This window comes from Ruegeria sp. AM5, from assembly GCF_056540645.1.
Map to the genome: position 1 here is coordinate 405805 of NZ_JBQFXC010000001.1, position 19220 is coordinate 425024.

The window sequence follows — 19220 nt, forward strand, 5'->3', positions numbered from 1 at the left end:
GGTACATTCATTCGACTGGCCTTCTAATTCCCTAAGTCTCGCGGAATGTCCAGTCATTGGCGAGCAAGTGCAGTCCGTACTGAAAGAATCTTGCGGATAAGCTTTCTGAGGGAAACGCGAAGAAATAACGCATAGCGAAACACAGAATATCGCGTCAGTCTTTGAAGCGTACCAAGTCCTGCCGGATAACCTCTGGTTCTAGCGTGCAGTGTGTCTGGACAGAAGCGGCTTTTCATTCTTGATGTGGCGTTCAATCAGTTGCTTTTGCAGCTTCCCGGATGGGATCGGGCAGGCGGGCTTGGGGGCAAACTCCAGTTCTGCTATCTCGGGGAATATGCTCAGGATTTCTGTTCGTGCTTCTGCACTGATGGCCTTGAGTACTTCCGGTCCGGTAAACAGGCTTTCCGATGGTGCGCCTTCGGCATAGACTACCTCGTGCTGTCCAAAAAGAAGGTGAAAATACTCGACGCTCTGGGCATCCTGGTCGATGAAAATACCGGGCAGCGAAGTCAGATTGACGGCGGGTACCAGAACTTCGGAAGTCCTGAACATACGCTCGACAATCTTCGAAGACACCAGCATCCGGTGCTGCCGGGACACCACAAGATCACGCTGAGGCAAGCCCAGACCTAACGCTCCGGCGCTGATACGAACTGGGCGCAGTTTGGGGTTTGCGGCCAGTTCCGGGGCAGATATCGTACGGCGAAACACTCGCAGCAGGGTGGCAAATCCGGGCCCATCACCCGTGGGATCAAACACTTCGATCTCATCGCTGGCTTTCAGATCCTCGACCGCCTTATGACCACCCCTTACCCGAATATTCGTGCCACTGGTGAAACAGGGAACAAAGTCGTCAACGGGCAGATTTACGACTGGACTGGCGAAGGCACCGTCACCAAGCGCCGTGATCGTCAGTGTTGTGTTGAGCGGGGGGACATCCCCCAAAAAGCCGATGAAAAACCCTTGCTCGGCTCCGCCGCCAAACGCGCCGTTGCCGCTGGAATCATAGTCGAAAACGCCAATCGTATAGGTATTGGTGCCATCCGTGACTATGTAATTGTAGTCCCAGGCAATTGCATTCCCCAGATAGGTTTGCGTGGGGTCGTCTGGGAATTCGTTGTTTACACCGTCTCCCTCGATGGTGTTGGGGTCAACACCATCAGTAATTTCGATCGTATTGTACGCGGAGATCTGAAATGTCGTTCCAACGCCGCCGAATTGGGCCTGGTTCGTAGTCAGAGTCGTGTCCGTCCGAAATGCACCGTATATGTTTGGCATAAACCCTGTTCAGGCCAATTCACTGCCGCTTTTTACTAAGCGGTATGAACCTACTCACCCGTCCTCAATTTGTTGTCTGTGCTTTGCTGCATTTTAATATCTCATCTATAAGCATTGGCGCAACATTTGCGAATATCCGGGGTTTTGAGCCTGCGCTTTTATTGCACTCAACATCCCAAAGTACCTGCCGTTATTCAGTCGCTATGTTTCAATGCAAATCTGACGAAGCTGAGCTATATGGAATGATCGTAGGTGCTTCAGATCAAGTGGAACACTGAAACCGGCGACGGGCATTCTTGGGAGAGCTTGGCACCTGCTGTAGCGATCTGCGAACATGTGGTAATGGACTTTGTACAGCTCTTTCATGAGCACTCGGAACTGCGCTGCGTTTGGGAACGCCTTGTCGCCTTCATTCGCGGTCTCGTACCTTTCGGAATTCTGTAGCGGCGCACGGTACAGGCGGGGGCAGAGGCAAGGAAAAGGCACCTTTTCCAAGAAAAATGAAGCTCGCGCATGATGTGTCTTGCCTTGGCTTTGCATTACCGTGCAGGTTGTGCTCAGAACCCGGCGAAACGGGTGGAGAGACGCAATACGAGGTCGGCGTGGGCAGGGTCATCAGCAAATCGGGGGCGATCAGAGCGTTGGGGGCCATGTCGGGCACATCGCTGGACGGTGTGGACGCTGCGGTCGTTGAAACCGATGGGCAGCAGATATTCGGCTTTGGTCCCAGCGGGTATCGCGCTTATTCCGAAGAAGAGCGTGCCACACTGCGCGCGGCGCTGGGGCTTTGGCATGGACCAAAGGTTGATATTTCGGCTGAATTGGTGACCCGGGCACATGCCGAGGTTCTTTCAGAGTTCGAAGAGGTCGACCTGATCGGCTTCCACGGTCAGACATTGGCACATGAGCCGCGTGGGCGTGGCACGTTGCAGGTGGGTGACGGGCTGGGTCTGTCGCAGGCTTTGGGGCTGCCGGTGGTCTGGGATTTTCGCAGCGATGATGTGGCGCTGGGCGGAGAGGGTGCGCCTCTGGCCCCGTTCTTTCATTTCGCCTGCGCCAAATGGATCGGGGCGGAAGAGCCGCTGTGTTTCCTCAATCTGGGCGGTGTTGGGAACCTGACCTATGTTGACCCGTCTTTTGACGGGCCTGAAGCGCCAGGGGCGTTGCTGGCTTTCGACACCGGACCCGCCAACGCGCCGGTTGACGATCTGATGCAGGCGCGGTTGGGGTTGCCGATGGATCGGGACGGCGCGCTGGCCCGAGAGGGTACGGTCGAGACCGGCGCACTGGAGCTGTTTCTGGCCGAACCCTATTTCAACCGAATGCCGCCCAAATCGCTGGACCGGAATGATTTCTCGGAAATGATTGGTCTGGTGACCGAGCTGAGCGATGCGGATGCGGTGGCCACGTTGACCGGGATGAGCGCTGCGGGTGTGCTGCAGGGGATGGAGCATTGTCCCAAGCCGCCTGTGCGCATGCTGGTTACCGGTGGCGGACGTCACAACCCAGTGCTGATGGAAATGCTGCGCGTGTCGCTGGATTGCCCGGTCGAGCCGGTTGAGGCGGTTGGGCTGGATGGCGATATGCTGGAGGCGCAGGCCTTTGCCTATCTCGCCGTGCGTGTGGCGCGGGGATTGCCGACTTCAGGCCCCGGAACAACCGGGGTGAGCGCCTTGGTCGGGGGCGGTGTCGTCTCGTCACCGGCGAGGGGTGTCGTGGTGAGCGGGTAGGGGGTTCTGCCCCCGTCGCTGCGCGACTCCCCCGAGGTATTTTTGGCCAGATGAAGAGGCGGATCTAGCGATTTAGGGCGCGGGCGTAATCTAGAGTGAATTCGGTGTAGCCGTCCGAGGTGGATTGCAGGTGTGCTTGGGTCCAGCGGTGGAAGGCTGGAAGGTGGTGGAAAGGCACGTTTGGAAAGGCGTGGTGTTCCGCGTGGTAGGGCATGTTCCAGGCCAGAAATCGGATCATTCGATTGGTAAAGGTGGTACGGGAGTTTTCGAGCATATTTGCCACCGGCGGGCAGAGGCCGTGTTCGGCGAGCAGGTATAGGCGCAGGAAAGGCTGGCCGATAAGGGCGGGCAGAAGCCAGAGCCAGAACAACAAGGGGCTGAAGAACAGGCTGAGTGCGGCCAGGGCATATAGTGTGGACAATATTCGGGCTTCGGTTCGTATGGCGTGGTGCTGGCGGGTTGGCAGGTAAGCGGCGTCAATCCTGCCGCGCGCGTTGTCGGTCAACACACGGGCCATACCTGTCCAATATGGCCAACCGCTGAGATAGATCGCAAGGCTGCGCCAGTTTTCGGGGCGGGGTTTGCCGCCAAGTTCCGGGTCTTTGGTCGGGTGGTTTGTCCATTTGTGATGGGCAAGGTGAAAGTAGCGAAACCATGTGAACGGCAGGCAGATGGGAATTGAGACAAGGTGCCCAACCGCTTCGTTGATCCAAGGGGTTTTGAACGGCGTCTTGTGGGTGCATTCGTGGCTGAGCGTAAAGAGGAAAACCAGCAATAGGCCTTGCGGCAGGAGCAATAGTGGCCAGAGGGGAACCTGTAGGATGATACCGGTGCTGGTTGCTGTCAAAGCGCCGAAATAGATCGCTAGATGTCTGAGACCTGCCGTGTCTGACCGCTGTTGCAGCCTGTCCTTGGTGTCGGGCGGGATCGCGGCGATCAGGGCGCGGTGGTCCATGGAATTACACTCCTGGAATATCAAAGCCGGGTGGCGCGAGTTCAAACCCGTCAAATTCAAATCCCGGTGAAACAGTGCAACTGACCAGCGTGTAGTCTCCACTGCTGCGTGCCGCCTGCCAATGGCCCTTGGGTACAATAAGCTGCGGTGCGCCTTGGGTCAGATCAGGTGTCAGGATGTGGTCTTTGGCAGGGCCTGTATCGGAGGCGCTGAGCGAGAGGATCAGCGGAGCGCCGGAATGGTAGAGCCAGATCTCGGTCGCATCTACCTTGTGCCAGTGGCTGCGCTCACCCTCTGCCAGTAGGAAGTAGATGCAAGTGCCGGTGGCACGGCCGGGATTGTCGGCACGCCAGGTCTCTTTGAACCAGCCGCCTTCGGGGTGCTGCTGAAGGTTCAGGTGTTGGATGATGTCTTGCGCGGTCATGGAAGCCTCGGGTCTGTTTGTGGGATTATGCACGCACGCGCACGATCTGCTATGGCAATTGTGTATACAGAGCATATGTTTGCCGCATGACTTTGATGATCCCGTTTGACAACAGCTATGTTCGCCTGCCGGACGCCTTCTTTGCGCGGCAGGGGCCTGTGCCTGTGCGTGCACCAAAGCTTGTTGCCTTCAACAGTGATCTGGCGCGACTGTTGCGGATTGCGCCGGGCGACGTTGAAGAGATGGCGCAGGCTTTTGCGGGCAATACTGTGCCCGAAGGGGCCGAGCCGCTGGCGCAGTTATATTCCGGGCATCAGTTTGGCACCTATAACCCTCAGCTAGGAGATGGGCGCGCGGTTTTGTTAGGTGAGACGGTCGGAGTCGACGGGATTCGGCGGGATATTCAATTGAAGGGCTCAGGGCAGACACCGTTCTCGCGCCAGGGAGATGGACGTGCCTGGCTGGGGCCGGTTTTGCGCGAATATGTGGTTTCCGAGGCGATGCATGCGCTGGGCATTCCCACCACGCGCGCCTTGGCAGCGGTTGAAACCGGAGAGATCGTGCTGCGCGAGGGTCCGATGCCCGGGGCGGTATTGACACGTGTGGCGCAGAGCCATTTGCGGGTGGGCACGTTTCAGGTGTTTGCAGCGCGAGGGCAGATAGAGAGCCTGCAACGGCTGACTGAATATGCCGTTCAGCGCCACTATCCTGAGGCGGACGGGGCTATGGGTTTGTTGCGCGCGGTTCGGGATGCGCAGGCCGGGTTGATCGCCCGATGGATGGGCGTGGGTTTCATTCACGGGGTCATGAATACTGACAACAGCTCGATCGCCGGTGAGACGATCGACTATGGCCCATGTGCGTTCATGGACAGCTATCACCCGAATACAGTCTATAGCTCGATCGACCGGATGGGGCGGTATGCCTACTCGAACCAGCCTGAGATTGCGGTTTGGAATCTGGCGCAGCTGGCGACGGCCCTAATTCAGCAGTTTGAGGACAAGGACGCAGCTGTCGAAGAGGCCACCGAAATTGTCCATGCCATGCCTGCGTTGATGCAGGCACATTGGCTGGAACGTTTCAGGGCCAAGATCGGATTGGTTCGGGCAGAGGAGGGGGATCTTGAAATGATCTCGGACCTGTTGACGCGGATGACGCAGAATCAGGCGGATTTCACAAACACGTTCCGCGCGCTGGGCAGCGACCGCGCGCGAGACCAGTTTACCGACCCGGCGGCTTTTGACGAATGGGCAAAGGGGTGGCAGGAACGCTTGGCGCGTGAGGATGCGCCTTTGGACGTGATGGATTCGGCCAATCCGGCCTTCATTCCACGCAATCATCGGGTGGAGCAGATGATTCAGGCTGCGGTGCAGGGCGATTACGCACCGTTCAATCGACTGAATGAAGTGCTGTCACGGCCCTATGAGGATCAACCAGAATCAGCTGACCTGATGCGCCCTCCGGCGAAGAACGAGGTCGTACACGCGACATTCTGCGGTACGTAACAAAGAGACGGTTTCTTATGAAGAAACCGAGCCTGAAACTTTTGAAGTTTCAGGTTTCGAGGCTATCGGGGCGTGTCTGCAAAGGGCTCGGCGATCACCTGACACGCATCTTCATAGACAATGTAGCCGATCCGATCTGATCGCAGAGTATCGATCTGGTATCCGTTTTCTTTGAGCAGTGCGACCATCTCATACGACTTGCCCAAAACCTCATTGGCTTCGGGTTTGAACCAGCTGAGGCCTTTGGTATTGCGCTGAAAGGCGCCTTTAGATTTTGTCCTGTTGAAACGATAGGGGATTTCAAGGTTTTCCCGGAACCAAGCCAGCAGCGCCTCAATTCGATCGAATGTGTATTTATCCAGCGCGGCAGTGTCGCGCAGGTGGTAGGCCGCGCAGAAGAACCCCTGACGCGCGTTCATATCTTCTACCTTGATCGGATGGACAAACCTTATGAACATGATCGTGAAAGTGACCGAGAGGCTGCGCGGGCTCAAGGCCGTTTTGCACAAATGTTAGCGGAGCAGGCGGCGCGTTGCCATTCAGCGCTGGGTTCGGCTTGCACTTGTCCGACCAGTTGGCGATCTTGGGTTAAATCAGTTTAAGTGTGCCGATGACCTACCGCTCGACCCTGCGCCTTGCCAGTTACAACATTCAGAAATGCGTGGGCCTCGATTTCCGGCGGCAGCCGCAGCGGATATTGCAGGTCATCGAAAGCATGCAGGCCGATATCGTTGTTTTGCAGGAGGCGGACAAACGATTGCCGCCCCGTCCTGCCGCTTTGCCACATTTCATGTTGGATGAGGCCGGGTGGCAGATCGTGGACTTGGGCGGTGCCGGTAGTCTTGGTTGGCATGGCAACGCGGTGATCTGGCGTGGGGACGCCATTCAGGTACGTCAGGCAGGTCATCATGATTTGCCGGGTCTGGAGCCCCGCGGCGCCGTGCGGGTCGAGTTTGATACGCAGATCGGGCCTTTGCGGGTGATGGGGATGCATCTTGGGCTTTTGCCGGCGTCGCGACGCCAACAGATCAGTCATATCCGTCGATGTGATTCTGATCTGGAACACATGCCCACCGTCTGGGCCGGGGATTTCAACGAATGGTCACGCCAGCCGGTTCTTGATCATTTGGCCCCGGACATGCGGTTTCTGCCACCGGTTCCTAGTTTTCCTGCCGCGCAGCCGTTGGGGGCACTGGACAGAATCGCGGTGGGGCAGGGGCTTGAGGCTGCACTGCACGGGGTGCATGATGCGCGGCCCGCGCATATCGCCTCGGATCATTTGCCGGTCTGGGCCGATCTGCGACGCATCGCCTGACCGCAAAATCGTCTGTGGCGCAGGGCGCGTAGACATATTAAGACAGAACACCGAACAGTTCCGGGGGTCACCATGTCCGACACGATTATCGCCCGTTGCGAAGCCAAGGGCCTGCGCATGACCGGCCAGCGGCGGACCATTGCACAGGTCTTGCAGCAAAGCGAAGATCACCCGGATGTAGAAGAGCTTTATGCCCGTGCTTCAGCCGAAGATGCGGGAATTTCGATCGCGACAGTCTATCGTACCGTGAAGTTGTTCGAAGAGGCCGGGATACTTGAGCGGCTGGAGTTCGGTGACGGGCGCGCGCGGTACGAAGATGCGGAGCGAGATCACCACGACCACCTGATCGACATGCAGTCAGGCGAGGTGATCGAGTTTGTCGACCCTGAGATAGAAGCTCTGCAAGAAAAGATTGCGGCCAAGCTTGGCTACAGGCTGAAAGGCCATCGCCTTGAATTGTACGGCGTACCGTTGGAAAAAGACTGACACATCACGAAAATCGATCGGTCGGTGAACGCGATTTCATCGAACATGTCGTAATACTGCTTGCGACGTCGCAAAGGTTGCGGTTTTGCTGCCGGAAAGGTCCGCCTATCAGCGGCCTGTTCCAATGGAAACGCGCATGAACAACGTAAACGGCATTTTGCTGATCATCGGCTCGATGGCGGCCTTCGCGCTTGAGGACATGTTCATCAAGCATCTCTCGGTCAGTGTGTCGACCGGGCAGATCATGATCGCATTGGGTCTGATCTGCGGGGCTGTGTTTACGCTTATGTCTATGGCGACACGCAAACGCATCTTCGACCCGGTCGCGTGGCAACCTTTGCCGCTGATCCGTGCCGGGACCGAAGCCTTTGGTGCGCTCAGCTTCGTGACCGCGCTGTCACTTGTTGATCTGTCGACTGTGGCGGCGGTTTTTCAGGCGATGCCTCTATTTGTCACGATGGGGGCAGCACTGTTTCTGGGCGAGCAGGTCGGTTGGCGTCGTTGGAGCGCCATCGGCATCGGCTTTGTCGGCGTCTTGATGATCATCCGCCCCGGTTTCGAGGGATTCCAGCCGGAATCTCTGTTTGTTTTGGTCTCGGTCGTTGCGATCGCGGCACGTGATCTGATCACACGCAGGTTGGATGTTCGTGTGGCCTCGTCGGTCGTCGCATTGCAGGCCTATTTCGGAGTGGCGCTGGCTGGTGCGGCCCTTATGGTGTTCACAGCACAGCCCGTTGTGCCGCTGCAAGCTGCGCAGATCGGGCCTTATCTGGGTGCCATCGGGTTCGGCGTTTTGGGCTATTACGGCATCGTAACCGCGATGCGGATCGGCGAAGCCTCAGCGCTGACGCCGTTTCGGTATACCCGGTTGGTGTTCTCGATCACGGCTGGGATGCTGATGTTTGGCGAACGCCCCGACAGCATGACGTTGGCCGGTGCCGGTCTGATTATCGGATCAGGTCTGTATACTTTCATTCGAGAACGCCAGCTGGCGCGGGCATTGGCAGTGGCCTAAGCGCCCGCGACCTGTTGGCGCAAACAGCAAACTGTTAGCCCTAAAGGCTGAAAAATATAAGTGTTAGCGATAACGGAAACGGTTTACTTTTCGCCGCGTGCTGGTATGAGGCATGCAACCGTTGGCATCATTGGGACCCGTATCATGAGCACGATCATCGACATCCACGCACGCGAAATACTGGACAGCCGGGGCAACCCGACGGTCGAAGTGGACGTGATTCTGGAAGACGGCACCATGGGCCGCGCCGCTGTGCCTTCAGGGGCGTCGACCGGCGCCTACGAGGCGGTGGAAAAGCGCGATGGTGACAAATCCCGTTACATGGGAAAGGGCGTGCTGGAAGCGGTCGCTGCCGTTAACGGTGAGATCGCCGAAGAACTGGTGGGCTTTGACGCGACCGAGCAGGTGGCCATCGATCAGGCGATGATTGAACTCGACGGGACCGAGAACAAGGGCCGTCTGGGCGCGAATGCTATCCTGGGTGTCTCGCTGGCGACGGCCAAGGCGGCGGCGGATTTCACCACGCAGCCTCTGTACCGCTATGTTGGCGGTACCTCGGCGCGCGTGCTGCCGGTGCCGATGATGAACATCATCAATGGCGGCGAACACGCCGACAACCCGATCGACATTCAGGAATTCATGATCATGCCGACCTCGGCCGCGAATATCCGCGAAGCCGTGCGCATGGGGTCGGAGGTGTTCCATACGCTCAAGCGCGAACTGTCGGCTGCCGGACTGGCCACCGGAGTGGGGGACGAAGGTGGTTTTGCCCCTAACATCGCTTCGACCCGTGAGGCACTGGATTTCATCCTGCAGGCGGTCGAAAAAGCGGGCTACAAACCCGGCGAAGAGATCCATCTGGCGCTGGACTGCGCCGCCACCGAATACTACCGCGACGGAAAATATGTTCTGTCGGGTGAAAACATCTCGCTGACCTCAGAGGAAAACGCAGAGTATCTGGCGACATTGGTCAAAGATTACCCAATTATCTCGATCGAAGACGGTATGTCCGAGGACGATTGGGATGGCTGGAAAGCGCTGACTGATGCCATCGGCAACGAAGTACAACTGGTCGGCGACGACCTGTTCGTAACCAACCCAGAGCGTCTGGCAGAGGGGATCGATCGTGGCTGTGCCAACTCGATGCTGGTCAAGGTGAACCAGATTGGATCACTGACCGAAACTCTGCGCGCCGTCGATATGGCCCACCGTGCACGGTATACCAACGTGATGTCGCATCGCTCGGGCGAGACCGAAGATGCCACCATTGCCGATTTGGCTGTGGCGACCAACTGCGGGCAGATCAAAACCGGCTCGTTGGCGCGGTCGGACCGGTTGGCCAAATACAACCAGCTGATCCGCATCGAGGAATCGCTGGGTGAGGTCGCAGAATACGCCGGCGCGTCGATCCTAAAGCGCTGAGTTTGGCGTACTTGGTAAAACCAGATCAGGCCCCGGTAGAACGCCGGGGCCATTTTTTTCTTTGAGTCATTACCGATCCGTCTAAGCTGGGCATCGAAGGCCAACATGGGAGAGGGCGATTTATGACAACATTCAAACGCATCGTTGGCGCTGGGGCGCTATTGATCCTGCCTCAGCTTGCAGGGGCTGATCGTCCGCCTCAGGCAGTGTGCCAGAAAATGGTGGAAGGCGATCCCAGCGGGCAGGTCACGATGGAGGAATGCCTGTGCACCTATAACGTCGCCAACACGGTTTTGGACGATGACATCAAAGAATTATTGTTCGAGTCCTGGTACACCGGTGAGAACATAACTGAACAGTTGAATGCGCTGCCCAAACCCAAACGCGTGCCCCGGCAGTTCAAGACCATGGAGCAGACGTTCAATAAGAACTGCCGCTGATCGTTAAGCTAAACAAACATAAATGTCGTTATGTGTGAACTTGTTCCTATTGCGGCGCTGTGACTCCCGATAGTCTGCAAGCATTGCAGAAAGGGGGACGATATGTCTGCTTCAAAGGTCTTTCTCGTAATTTCAATGCTTTGCGCGGGGATGCTGGCCGCATGTTCAGAGCCTGGGACCTATCCGATCACAGGGATGCAGGTTTCGCAGGATGATCCGGTGCAGGAAATGGCAAATCCGGCGGTAATCTTCCGGGGGGAATCGCGCTAAAGCGATTTGCTCATCAGCATGTAGCGATCGCGCGGTTTAAAACCTGACCGCAGATATAGTTTCTGCGCGGTTTCGTTGGTCCGGTCGACCTCAAGATGCAAGGCGGTCAGACCGGCCTCGGCCAACGCCTTGGGGAGATCATGCAGCACTTCGGTGGCGATACCGCGTCCGCGGACGGCGGGGCGGATGTAAATCTCATCTACAAAGGCATCCATGCCACCAAACTCGACCGACCAGCCGAAGGTGAGGATGACATAGCCCAGCGGTGCGCGGCCCGGACCGATCAGATATATGCACCCATGGGGAATTCCATCCAGTAGAGGGGTCAGCGCGTTGCGACGTTTCTCGTCATCCTGCGCGATGCCGGATTCCGAGTGAAACGCTGCGACCAGCGCCATCAGTCGGTCCAGATCGTCGGGGCGGGCAAGGCGGAGTGCGGCGGTCATAGGCGGGCAAGTCTTTCTGTGAGCAGGTCGAAGAAACCTTGGGCATCCACGTCACCCATGAACATGGCGTTTGGTGCGCGATCAGTGACCCGCCACCAGTCGGCCACTGTCATGCCCAACGTCAATTCTGATTGGGTTTCGATCTCAACATTGATGTGGCGGCCCGAGAACAACTCGGGTCGGATCAGATAGGCGGTGACGCAGGGGTCGTGCAGCGGTGCGCCCTCCGATCCGTATTTTTCCTTGTCGAAACGTTCGAAGAAATCGGTCATTTCTGCGACCGCGTGACCAACCTTGCTGTCCAATGCCCGGAATGCATCGTTGCGATGGGGCGTGACCAGCGCGTCGTGGGTGACATCCAATGGCATTACGACGACATGAATGCCGGATTTAAACACAATATCAGCGGCTTCCGGGTCGACATAAATGTTGAATTCGGCTGCTGGTGTGATGTTTCCAACCTCAAAATACGCACCACCCATCAGCACGATTTCCTGCACCCGGTTGATGATGTCGGGCGCTTTCTGGAACGCTGTGGCGATGTTGGTCAGCGGCCCCAGAGGGCAGAGCGTCACCGTGCCGGGCTCATGTGCGCGTAGGGTATCGATGATAAAATCGACCGCGTGACCTTCGGCCAGAGGCATTTCAGGATCTGGCAAAACAGGGCCGTCGAGCCCTGTTTTACCATGCACATGCTCGGCGGTGACGAGCGGGCGTTTCAGGGGGCGATCGCATCCGGCGTAGACAGGGATTTCGGTGTGCCCCGCCAACTCGCACACGATGCGGGCGTTTTTGGCGGTCAGCTCCAAAGGCACGTTTCCAGCGACGGCGGTGATACCCAGAACCTCGATCTCTTCGGGGCTGGCAAGCGCCAGAAGAATGGCGACGGCGTCGTCCTGTCCGGGATCGGTGTCGATTATGATCTTGCGGGGCATTGTGGTCTCCGGGGCCGTGAAGGGCGGACACTCGCAAGTGTCGCGGGGCTTGTCCAGCGGTTTCAGGCCTCGCGTGCGGCATCCACCGGCGGGAGTTTGCCGTTGGCGCGGTGTTCCTCGATTTTCACCTCGTCCCACAGCGCGTCCATTTCGGCCAGATCACTTTGGGAGGGCGTTTTTCCGCGTTCGGCCAGCCGGGCTTCGACCTTCTCAAAACGACGAGTAAACTTGGCGTTTGTGCGGCGCAGGGCGGCCTCGGGTTCGATGCCTAAGTGGCGGCCGAGGTTGACAATCACGAACAGCAGATCGCCAAATTCATCCTCGAGCGCGTCGGCATCCATGCTGTCGCGCGCCTCTTCCAGCTCAGCGGCTTCCTCGGTGATCTTGGCGAGCACATGGCTGGCGTCAGGCCAGTCGAACCCTACGCGCGCGGCACGTTTCTGCAGCTTATGTGCGCGTAGCAGGGCGGGCAGGTTGGCGGCGACACCGTCTAGTGCACCTTTTTGTTCTTTGCCCGCACGTTCGGCGGCTTTGATGGTTTCCCAGTCCTTTGTCTGTTGATCCGCCGACTTGTCTCGGGACTCATCACCGAAAACATGTGGGTGACGGGTAACCATCTTGTCCGACATGGTGCGCACCACGTCCTGAAAGGTAAAATGCCCAGCCTCTTCAGCCATTTGCGCGTGGAAGACGGATTGGAACAGCAGGTCGCCCAGCTCTCCCTTCAATTCGTCATAAGCCTCGCGTTCGATGGCATCGGCGACTTCATAGGCTTCTTCGATCGTATAGGGCGCGATGGTCGAAAAATCCTGTTCGATATCCCACGGGCAGCCGGATTGAGGGTCGCGTAAGCGGCGCATGATTTCCAGCAAACGCTCGATACCTGCGTCCGTGTCGTGGATCAGAGGATTTTCGGCCATTGCGAACCCTTTCGTTCCGGTGTCAGATGCATCCATCCCGCAGTCAGGATCAGGAGTCCACCCCAGATGCCCGTCGTCAACCGAATTGCCGATTACGCCGCTGATATGGCCAAGTGGCGCCAGCACCTTCACACTATCCCCGAATTGGAATTCGAATGCTATGAGACCGCCGCCTTTGTGGCCGAGCGTCTGCGCGAGTTTGGGGTGGATGAACTGCATGAGGGAATCGCCAAAACCGGCATGGTCGCGATCATCAACGGGCAGGGCGAGGGACCGACTATTGGTCTGCGCGCTGACATGGATGCATTGCCGATTACCGAGGAAACGGGCGTGGACTACGCCTCGAAGAACCCCGGTAAGATGCATGCCTGCGGTCATGACGGGCACACAACCATGCTGCTGGGTGCTGCGCGCTATCTGGCCGAAACGCGGAATTTCGCGGGCCGGGTTGCGCTGATCTTTCAGCCTGCCGAGGAAGAGGGCGGCGGCGCGGGCGTGATGGTTGAAGAAGGCATCATGGATCGGTTCAATATCTCTCAGGTTTACGGCATCCATAACACTCCGGGCCGGCCCGAGGGGCTGTTCGAGACTACGCCGGGGCCGCTGATGGCCGCAGTAGATACTTTCGAGATCAATATTCAGGGCGTGGGCGGCCATGGGGCCATGCCGCATGAGACGCGCGACCCGGTGATGGCGGCTTGCGGGATGGCGCAGGCGATCCAAACTATCGTCAGCCGCAACCACTTTGCGCTGGACGATCTGGTGGTGTCGGTGACGCAGATACACACCGGAACAGTGAATAACGTGATACCTGATACCGCTTATCTGAACGGCACCGTTCGCACCTTTGATCCGGCCGTGCAAAGGATGGTCAAAGAGAGAATGGCGCAGATCGTGGCGGGGCAGGCGGCCTCGTACGGTGTCGAGGCCAAACTGGACTATCAGGAGGGTTATCCCGCCACTATCAACGACGCCGACAAGGCGGCATTCGCGGCTGAAGTGGCGCGGGATGTATCCGGCGCGGAACGCGTGAAAGATGATGCTGGGCGTGAGATGGGGGCAGAGGATTTTTCCTACATGCTGCAGGCCCGACCCGGTGCTTACCTGTTCATGGGACAAGGAGATGGCGCTGGGCTGCACCATCCGAAATACAACTTCAATGACGACGTCGCGCCGATCGGAGCGTCCTTCTTCGCACGGATCGTCGAAAAGGCACAGCCGTTGGGCTGACAGGGAATAGATATGGCACTGGAAGATGCAAAGAACCAGGTGGATGAGGCATTCACCAACCCCGATCTTAAGGGGCTGTCCTATGAAAACACCTTTGGCGGCGCGACCTCATTCCTGCGGCGGCTTTATACCAAAGACCTGACGGGTGCGGATATTGCTGTAACCGGCGTGCCTTTCGATCAGGCGGTGACAAATCGCCCCGGAACCCGTCTGGGGCCGCGCGCGATCCGTGAGGCGAGCGCGTTGCAATCCCCGGATGCACCCTATGGCTGGCCCTTTGACGCGCTCAGCGAGTTGGCGATCGTGGATTATGGAGATATGGCCTATGACTATGCCAATATCCCGGCCTTTCCCGACACGCTGACCGATCATATCCGTACCATTTTGGCGGCGGATGTGGCTTCGGTCACGCTGGGAGGGGATCACTATATCAGCTTCCCGATCCTTAAGGCCTATGCCGAGAAATATGGGCCAATGTCACTGCTGCAATTCGATGCGCATACGGACACCTGGGCCGATGACGACATGTCCCGCGTGGATCACGGGACGATGTTCTACAAGGCAGTGAAATCGGGGTTGGTTGATCCGAAACGCTCGGTTCAGGTGGGCATTCGCACTACAAACGAAGACACGTTGGGCGTCAACATCATCGACGCGCGCGAGGTTTACGAATCCGGCCCAGCCGCCGTGGCGCAGAAGATCAGGGGTATTCTGGGCGACAGCCCCGTGTACCTGAGCTTCGACATCGACGGTCTGGACCCTGCTTTTGCGCCCGGTACTGGTACGCCGGTCTGGGGTGGGCTGAGTTCGATTCAGGCGCAAATCATCCTGCGCGACATCGCCGGGATCAACATCAAGGGCGGCGATGTGGTTGAGGTATCTCCGCCATACGATACCTCTGGTGCGACGGCGATTGCGGGGGCTCATGTGGCAACACAGATCATTTGCCTTTTGGGGTGGAACAAGCTGGTGAAGCCTTAACCTTTGGTTAGGCATAATCCCGGTATCTGCTTGGTGAGGCACCGGATCGGAGACATCACATGACCCATTACAACCAACCGATTGGCGGCAATGATCTGGCACGGTTTTCGGGGCCGAACACGTTTATGCGGTTGCCACAGGCGTCGTCGCTGGACCGGCTGGATGTGGCGATCCTGGGGGTTCCGATGGATATCGGCACTTCGTGGCGGTCGGGCACACGGTTCGGACCCAAGCAGATTCGCAGCGAAAGTGCGATGATCCGGCCCTATAACATGTCCAATGGCGCGGCGCCCTTCGACCATCTGCAGATCGCAGATATCGGCGATCTGGCGATCAACACATTCTCGCTCGCCGATAGTCTTGGGATCATCAAGGAAAGCTATGACGGCATTCTGGCGCAAGGTGTCATCCCGGTGGCGATGGGTGGGGATCACTCGATCACTTTGCCGATCCTGCGGGCGATGGCCGCCAAACATGGGCCGGTGGCTCTGGTGCACGTGGACGCCCATGCTGACGTGAATGATGAGATGTTCGGTGAAAAGGAAACCCACGGCACTGTCTTCCGCCGCGCCTATGAGGAAGGGCTGATTGTCCCTGACAAGACCTTTCAGATCGGCATTCGAGGCTCGGGTTACGCCGCCAGCGACTTTACCGAGGCACAGGGTTGGGGGTTCCGTCAGTTTCCGGCGTGGGAGCTGTGGCAACAGAACCTGACCGAAATCGGCTCTTTGATCCGTAAAACTGTTGACGATCTCCCGGTCTATATCACCTACGATATCGACAGCCTCGATCCGGCCTATGCACCCGGAACAGGCACGCCCGAGATCGCAGGTCTGACCACTCCGCAGGCGCTGCAGTTGATCCATGCGCTGGCAGGCATGAATGTGGTGGGCTGCGATCTGGTCGAAGTATCTCCACCCTATGATCCGTCGGGCAATACGGCACTGACCGCAGCCAATCTACTGTTCGAGATGCTGTGCATTCTGCCCGGAGTGACGTCACGATAGGGGTGCGACGCCATCCTCTGACCGAGTAAGCAGGGCATAGCGGGAATGAATGGGCAGATGAAAATGGTGCTGTGGCTGTTGATTGCGGTGGGCCTTGCAATGGGTGCCTATATCAGACTTGCGCCTTCAGATCCTGTGCGCTGGCATGTGGCCCCTGAAGACACGGAACGAGACCTGAAGGGTGGTGTCGTTCGGGTCGTCGAAACCGGTCCTGATGGGCTGGCGCGTCTCGATAAAATTGCGCGCGCAACACCACGCACCAGTGTGCTGGCCGGATCTCTAGAAGAGGGCATGATCACCTATATCACCCGTACCAAGGTGTTCGGGTTTCCCGACTACACCACCGTGCAGCAAGACGGCGATACGCTGCGTATCTATGCCAGATTAAGATTTGGCCGTAAAGATTTCGGCGTTAATCGGGACCGGGTCACCCAATGGCTTGCTTTGCTGCAACCCTGACGACAAACAGCCCTCTTGCACCTCGCGCCACATGGGCACGTTCAGCGACATCTGGCATTGGGCCATGAACATGCGGCCGTCGACCTGCAGGCATATCATCTCTCCCAACTCGATGCGGGTGCCGGATTTGTCGGTGCAATAGCAGTCTTGCACTTTGCCTCCGGGGCCAACAACATCGGCCATTCCGGGCGTCGCAATGAGTGTCAGGGCTAAGATCAGTCGCTTCATGGCCCAAGCCTAGCACAAGGCAGGGCCTTGACCAAAGCCTCTGGATGATAGACACCGCGCGGATGATCCCCGAAGAACGCCTTGAACAGATAACTCAGCGATTCCAATACCTCGAAGCGGCCATGGCGGATGGTGCCTCGGGCGGGGATATTGCAGCTTTGGCAAAGGAATATTCCGACCTCAAGCCGGTGGTCGATCAGATCATGGCGTGGCTTCAGCTGGTTTCAGATCTGGCCGAGGCCGAGGCAATGCTGTCCGACCCGGACATGAAAGAGCTGGCCGAAGAGGAAATTCCAGAACTGCAGGCGCGTATCCCCGAGGCGGAGCATGCCTTGCAGCTGGCGCTGTTGCCCAAAGACGCGGCTGATGCGCGCCCGGCAATGCTGGAAATACGCCCCGGCACCGGCGGGGATGAGGCCGCGCTGTTTGCCGGAGACTTGCTGCGCATGTATCAACGCTATGCCGAAGCGCGGGGCTGGCAGTTCGAGATCATCGAGGAACAAGCGTCTGATCTTGGTGGGATCAAAGAGGTGGTGGCACATATCAAGGGCGACAATGTCTTTGCGCGGATGAAGTACGAATCCGGCGTGCATCGCGTGCAGCGCGTGCCCGAAACCGAAAGCGGTGGGCGCATTCATACCTCGGCGGCGACGGTGGCGGTTTTGCCAGAGGCCGAGGATGTGGACATTCAGATCGATGCCAATGACATCCGAATTGACACGATGCGCAGCTCGGGCGCGGGGGGGCAGCACGTGAACACGACGGATTCGGCTGTGCGGATTACTCACTTGCCCAGCGGAATCGTGGTGACCAGTTCCGAGAAATCCCAGCACCGAAACCGTGAGATAGCGATGCAGGTGCTGAAAACGCGCCTTTATGATCTTGAACGGCAGCGGATCGACAGCGAACGCTCGGCGGATCGCGCCAGTCAGGTCGGTTCAGGTGACCGGTCGGAACGGATTAGGACGTATAACTTCCCGCAAGGCCGCATGACGGATCACCGCATTAACCTGACGCTTTATAAGCTGGATCAGGTGATGCAGGGCGATCTGGATGAGGTGATCGACGCGCTGACCACAGATGATCAGGCTCGGCTTCTGGCCGAAATGGCGCAATGATTGCTGCGCTGACAGCCGCGCAGGCCATGGTCGCTGCAACCGCACGTTTGCGCGCAGCCGGTGTGCCTGATCCAGCGCGGGATGCGCGGGTGCTGCTGGCGCATGCGGCGCGGATCGAGGCCAGTCGGGTGACGCTGATCGCGCCCGAGGAACTGCCGGAGGATATCGCGGAACGCTACGATCAATTGATCTCGCTAAGGGCCATCCGAGTGCCGGTATCGCATCTGCTGGGCGAGCGTGAATTCTATGGTCGGCGGTTTCGGGTCAGTCGCGATGTGCTGGACCCGCGCCCGGAGACCGAGGCATTGATCGAGGCGGCGCTGAGCGAGCCGTTTGATCATGTACTCGATTTGGGTGTGGGCTCGGGCTGTATCCTGATCACCTTGCTGGCCGAGCGGGCGAGTGCCTCGGGCGTCGGCGCCGACCTCAGCGAAGCTGCCTGTCTGCAGGCCAGCGCCAATGCAGTACAGCATCAGGTGCAGGCGCGCGCCGAGATTCGGCAATCTGACTGGTTCGAAAACATTGAAGGTCAGTTCGATCTGATTGTTTCGAATCCGCCCTATATTTCAGCGGACGAGCTGCACGCGCTTTCCCCTGAAGTGCGCGAGCATGAGCCGCGCATGGCGCTGACGGATGAGGGCGACGGTCTGGATGCCTATCGCCGTATTGCGGCATCGGCCCCGGATTATCTGATGCCCGGCGGGCGTATCCTGGTTGAAATTGGCCCGACACAGGGCGCTTATGTTTCTGCCCTTTTTGATGCCGCTGGTTTGACCGGCGTAAAGGTGATCCCCGATCTGGACAGGCGTGATCGTGTTGTGGGGGCCAGAATGCCGCCTTCTAAGCGAAACTGAGGCCGAAAAATGCCGATTGATGTAAAAAAGCTGCGACATTTTCGAGAATCCCCTTGTCTGAACGCTCAGGACATGTTTACTCAGGATTAGTCGGCGAGGTTGACGCTGTTTCAGCGCACCCCTGACGCCAAGCCCAAAAAGTCGATAGCGCGTAACGGCACAAGCCACTGAGCAGCGTTAGATACGGGTTGATCGACAGTGA

At 58.1% G+C, this 19220-nt stretch carries 22 protein-coding genes; 14 read left to right on the plus strand and 8 right to left on the minus strand.

Going from position 1 to position 19220, the window contains the following annotated elements; genetic code table 11:
- Positions 1–198 precede the first annotated feature (198 nt).
- Complete coding sequence (locus ACR0AH_RS02055) at positions 199–1278, minus strand: Hint domain-containing protein (RefSeq protein ID WP_170732397.1); 1080 nt, start codon at positions 1276–1278, stop codon at positions 199–201.
- 650 nt (positions 1279–1928) lie between these two features.
- Here ACR0AH_RS02055 and ACR0AH_RS02060 point away from each other — a divergent pair.
- Positions 1929–3008, plus strand: a complete 1080-nt coding sequence (locus ACR0AH_RS02060) for an anhydro-N-acetylmuramic acid kinase (protein WP_480590845.1) — start codon at positions 1929–1931, stop codon at positions 3006–3008.
- A gap of 64 nt (positions 3009–3072) precedes the next feature.
- Here ACR0AH_RS02060 and ACR0AH_RS02065 read toward each other — a convergent pair whose 3' ends face one another.
- Positions 3073–3963 (minus strand): fatty acid desaturase, encoded by an 891-nt coding sequence (locus ACR0AH_RS02065; RefSeq protein ID WP_480590112.1) that lies wholly within the window; start codon positions 3961–3963, stop codon positions 3073–3075.
- A gap of 4 nt (positions 3964–3967) precedes the next feature.
- On the minus strand, positions 3968–4387 hold the full coding sequence (locus tag ACR0AH_RS02070; protein WP_170595389.1) for a cupin domain-containing protein: 420 nt from the start codon (positions 4385–4387) through the stop codon (positions 3968–3970).
- A gap of 86 nt (positions 4388–4473) precedes the next feature.
- On the opposite strand from ACR0AH_RS02070, the gene ACR0AH_RS02075 reads away from it, so the two are divergent.
- A complete protein-coding gene (locus ACR0AH_RS02075; protein WP_480590114.1) occupies positions 4474–5892 on the plus strand; it encodes a protein adenylyltransferase SelO in 1419 nt (472 codons plus the stop codon).
- A gap of 62 nt (positions 5893–5954) precedes the next feature.
- Here ACR0AH_RS02075 and ACR0AH_RS02080 read toward each other — a convergent pair whose 3' ends face one another.
- Positions 5955–6350 carry a hypothetical protein gene (locus tag ACR0AH_RS02080; RefSeq protein WP_480590116.1) on the minus strand — a complete coding sequence of 132 codons (396 nt, stop codon included), beginning with the start codon at positions 6348–6350 and terminating at the stop codon, positions 5955–5957.
- Between the two features lie 152 nt (positions 6351–6502).
- On the opposite strand from ACR0AH_RS02080, the gene ACR0AH_RS02085 reads away from it, so the two are divergent.
- From ACR0AH_RS02085 to ACR0AH_RS02110, 6 genes are all read left to right on the plus strand, one after another.
- Positions 6503–7207, plus strand: a complete 705-nt coding sequence (locus ACR0AH_RS02085) for an endonuclease/exonuclease/phosphatase family protein (protein ID WP_170396721.1) — start codon at positions 6503–6505, stop codon at positions 7205–7207.
- A 72-nt stretch (positions 7208–7279) separates the two neighbouring features.
- The gene (locus ACR0AH_RS02090; RefSeq protein ID WP_170396723.1) at positions 7280–7693 is read left to right on the plus strand and encodes a Fur family transcriptional regulator; all 414 of its coding nucleotides are present in this window, start codon (positions 7280–7282) and stop codon (positions 7691–7693) included.
- Between the two features lie 136 nt (positions 7694–7829).
- Complete coding sequence (locus ACR0AH_RS02095; RefSeq protein WP_480590118.1) at positions 7830–8708, plus strand: DMT family transporter; 879 nt, start codon at positions 7830–7832, stop codon at positions 8706–8708.
- A 144-nt stretch (positions 8709–8852) separates the two neighbouring features.
- Positions 8853–10130 (plus strand): phosphopyruvate hydratase, encoded by a 1278-nt coding sequence (eno, locus tag ACR0AH_RS02100; RefSeq protein ID WP_170406273.1) that lies wholly within the window; start codon positions 8853–8855, stop codon positions 10128–10130.
- A gap of 122 nt (positions 10131–10252) precedes the next feature.
- Entirely contained in the window at positions 10253–10570 is a 318-nt protein-coding gene (locus tag ACR0AH_RS02105; RefSeq protein ID WP_170422059.1) for a hypothetical protein, read from the plus strand.
- Positions 10571–10672: 102 nt separating this feature from the next.
- The gene (locus ACR0AH_RS02110; RefSeq protein WP_170396730.1) at positions 10673–10840 is read left to right on the plus strand and encodes a hypothetical protein; all 168 of its coding nucleotides are present in this window, start codon (positions 10673–10675) and stop codon (positions 10838–10840) included.
- Here the strand turns inward: ACR0AH_RS02110 and ACR0AH_RS02115 are convergent.
- The 3 genes from ACR0AH_RS02115 to mazG form a co-directional block, all read right to left on the minus strand.
- Complete coding sequence (locus ACR0AH_RS02115) at positions 10837–11286, minus strand: GNAT family N-acetyltransferase (RefSeq protein WP_170396732.1); 450 nt, start codon at positions 11284–11286, stop codon at positions 10837–10839. The two genes, ACR0AH_RS02110 and ACR0AH_RS02115, sit on opposite strands and share 4 nt — an antisense overlap.
- Positions 11283–12221, minus strand: coding sequence for a nucleoside hydrolase (locus tag ACR0AH_RS02120; protein ID WP_170509500.1), 939 nt, complete (start codon positions 12219–12221; stop codon positions 11283–11285). Before ACR0AH_RS02120 ends, ACR0AH_RS02115 begins: the two co-directional genes overlap by 4 nt.
- Positions 12222–12283: 62 nt before the next feature.
- Positions 12284–13141, minus strand: a complete 858-nt coding sequence (mazG, locus tag ACR0AH_RS02125; RefSeq protein WP_170509503.1) for a nucleoside triphosphate pyrophosphohydrolase — start codon at positions 13139–13141, stop codon at positions 12284–12286.
- 66 nt (positions 13142–13207) lie between these two features.
- Here mazG and ACR0AH_RS02130 point away from each other — a divergent pair, with 66 nt between their 5' ends.
- Genes ACR0AH_RS02130 through ACR0AH_RS02145 form a run of 4 tightly spaced genes read left to right on the plus strand, consistent with a single transcriptional unit; the run spans position 13208 to position 16818 of the window.
- Positions 13208–14371, plus strand: a complete 1164-nt coding sequence (locus tag ACR0AH_RS02130) for a M20 aminoacylase family protein (protein WP_480590121.1) — start codon at positions 13208–13210, stop codon at positions 14369–14371.
- 12 nt (positions 14372–14383) lie between these two features.
- Positions 14384–15352 (plus strand): agmatinase, encoded by a 969-nt coding sequence (gene speB / locus ACR0AH_RS02135; protein WP_170509509.1) that lies wholly within the window; start codon positions 14384–14386, stop codon positions 15350–15352.
- Between the two features lie 59 nt (positions 15353–15411).
- Positions 15412–16359 (plus strand): agmatinase, encoded by a 948-nt coding sequence (gene speB, locus ACR0AH_RS02140; protein ID WP_480590123.1) that lies wholly within the window; start codon positions 15412–15414, stop codon positions 16357–16359.
- A 45-nt stretch (positions 16360–16404) separates the two neighbouring features.
- A complete protein-coding gene (locus ACR0AH_RS02145) occupies positions 16405–16818 on the plus strand; it encodes a DUF1499 domain-containing protein (protein WP_480590125.1) in 414 nt (137 codons plus the stop codon).
- Here ACR0AH_RS02145 and ACR0AH_RS02150 read toward each other — a convergent pair.
- Positions 16744–17046 carry a hypothetical protein gene (locus ACR0AH_RS02150; protein WP_480590127.1) on the minus strand — a complete coding sequence of 101 codons (303 nt, stop codon included), beginning with the start codon at positions 17044–17046 and terminating at the stop codon, positions 16744–16746. The genes ACR0AH_RS02145 and ACR0AH_RS02150 overlap by 75 nt on opposite strands.
- 62 nt (positions 17047–17108) lie before the next feature.
- Here ACR0AH_RS02150 and prfA point away from each other — a divergent pair, with 62 nt between their 5' ends.
- Complete coding sequence (prfA, locus tag ACR0AH_RS02155) at positions 17109–18164, plus strand: peptide chain release factor 1 (RefSeq protein WP_480590847.1); 1056 nt, start codon at positions 17109–17111, stop codon at positions 18162–18164.
- Positions 18161–19018: a peptide chain release factor N(5)-glutamine methyltransferase gene (prmC, locus tag ACR0AH_RS02160; RefSeq protein WP_170732383.1), complete on the plus strand. Its 858-nt coding sequence runs from the start codon at positions 18161–18163 to the stop codon at positions 19016–19018. Before prfA ends, prmC begins: the two co-directional genes overlap by 4 nt.
- Positions 19019–19220: the final 202 nt, after the last annotated feature.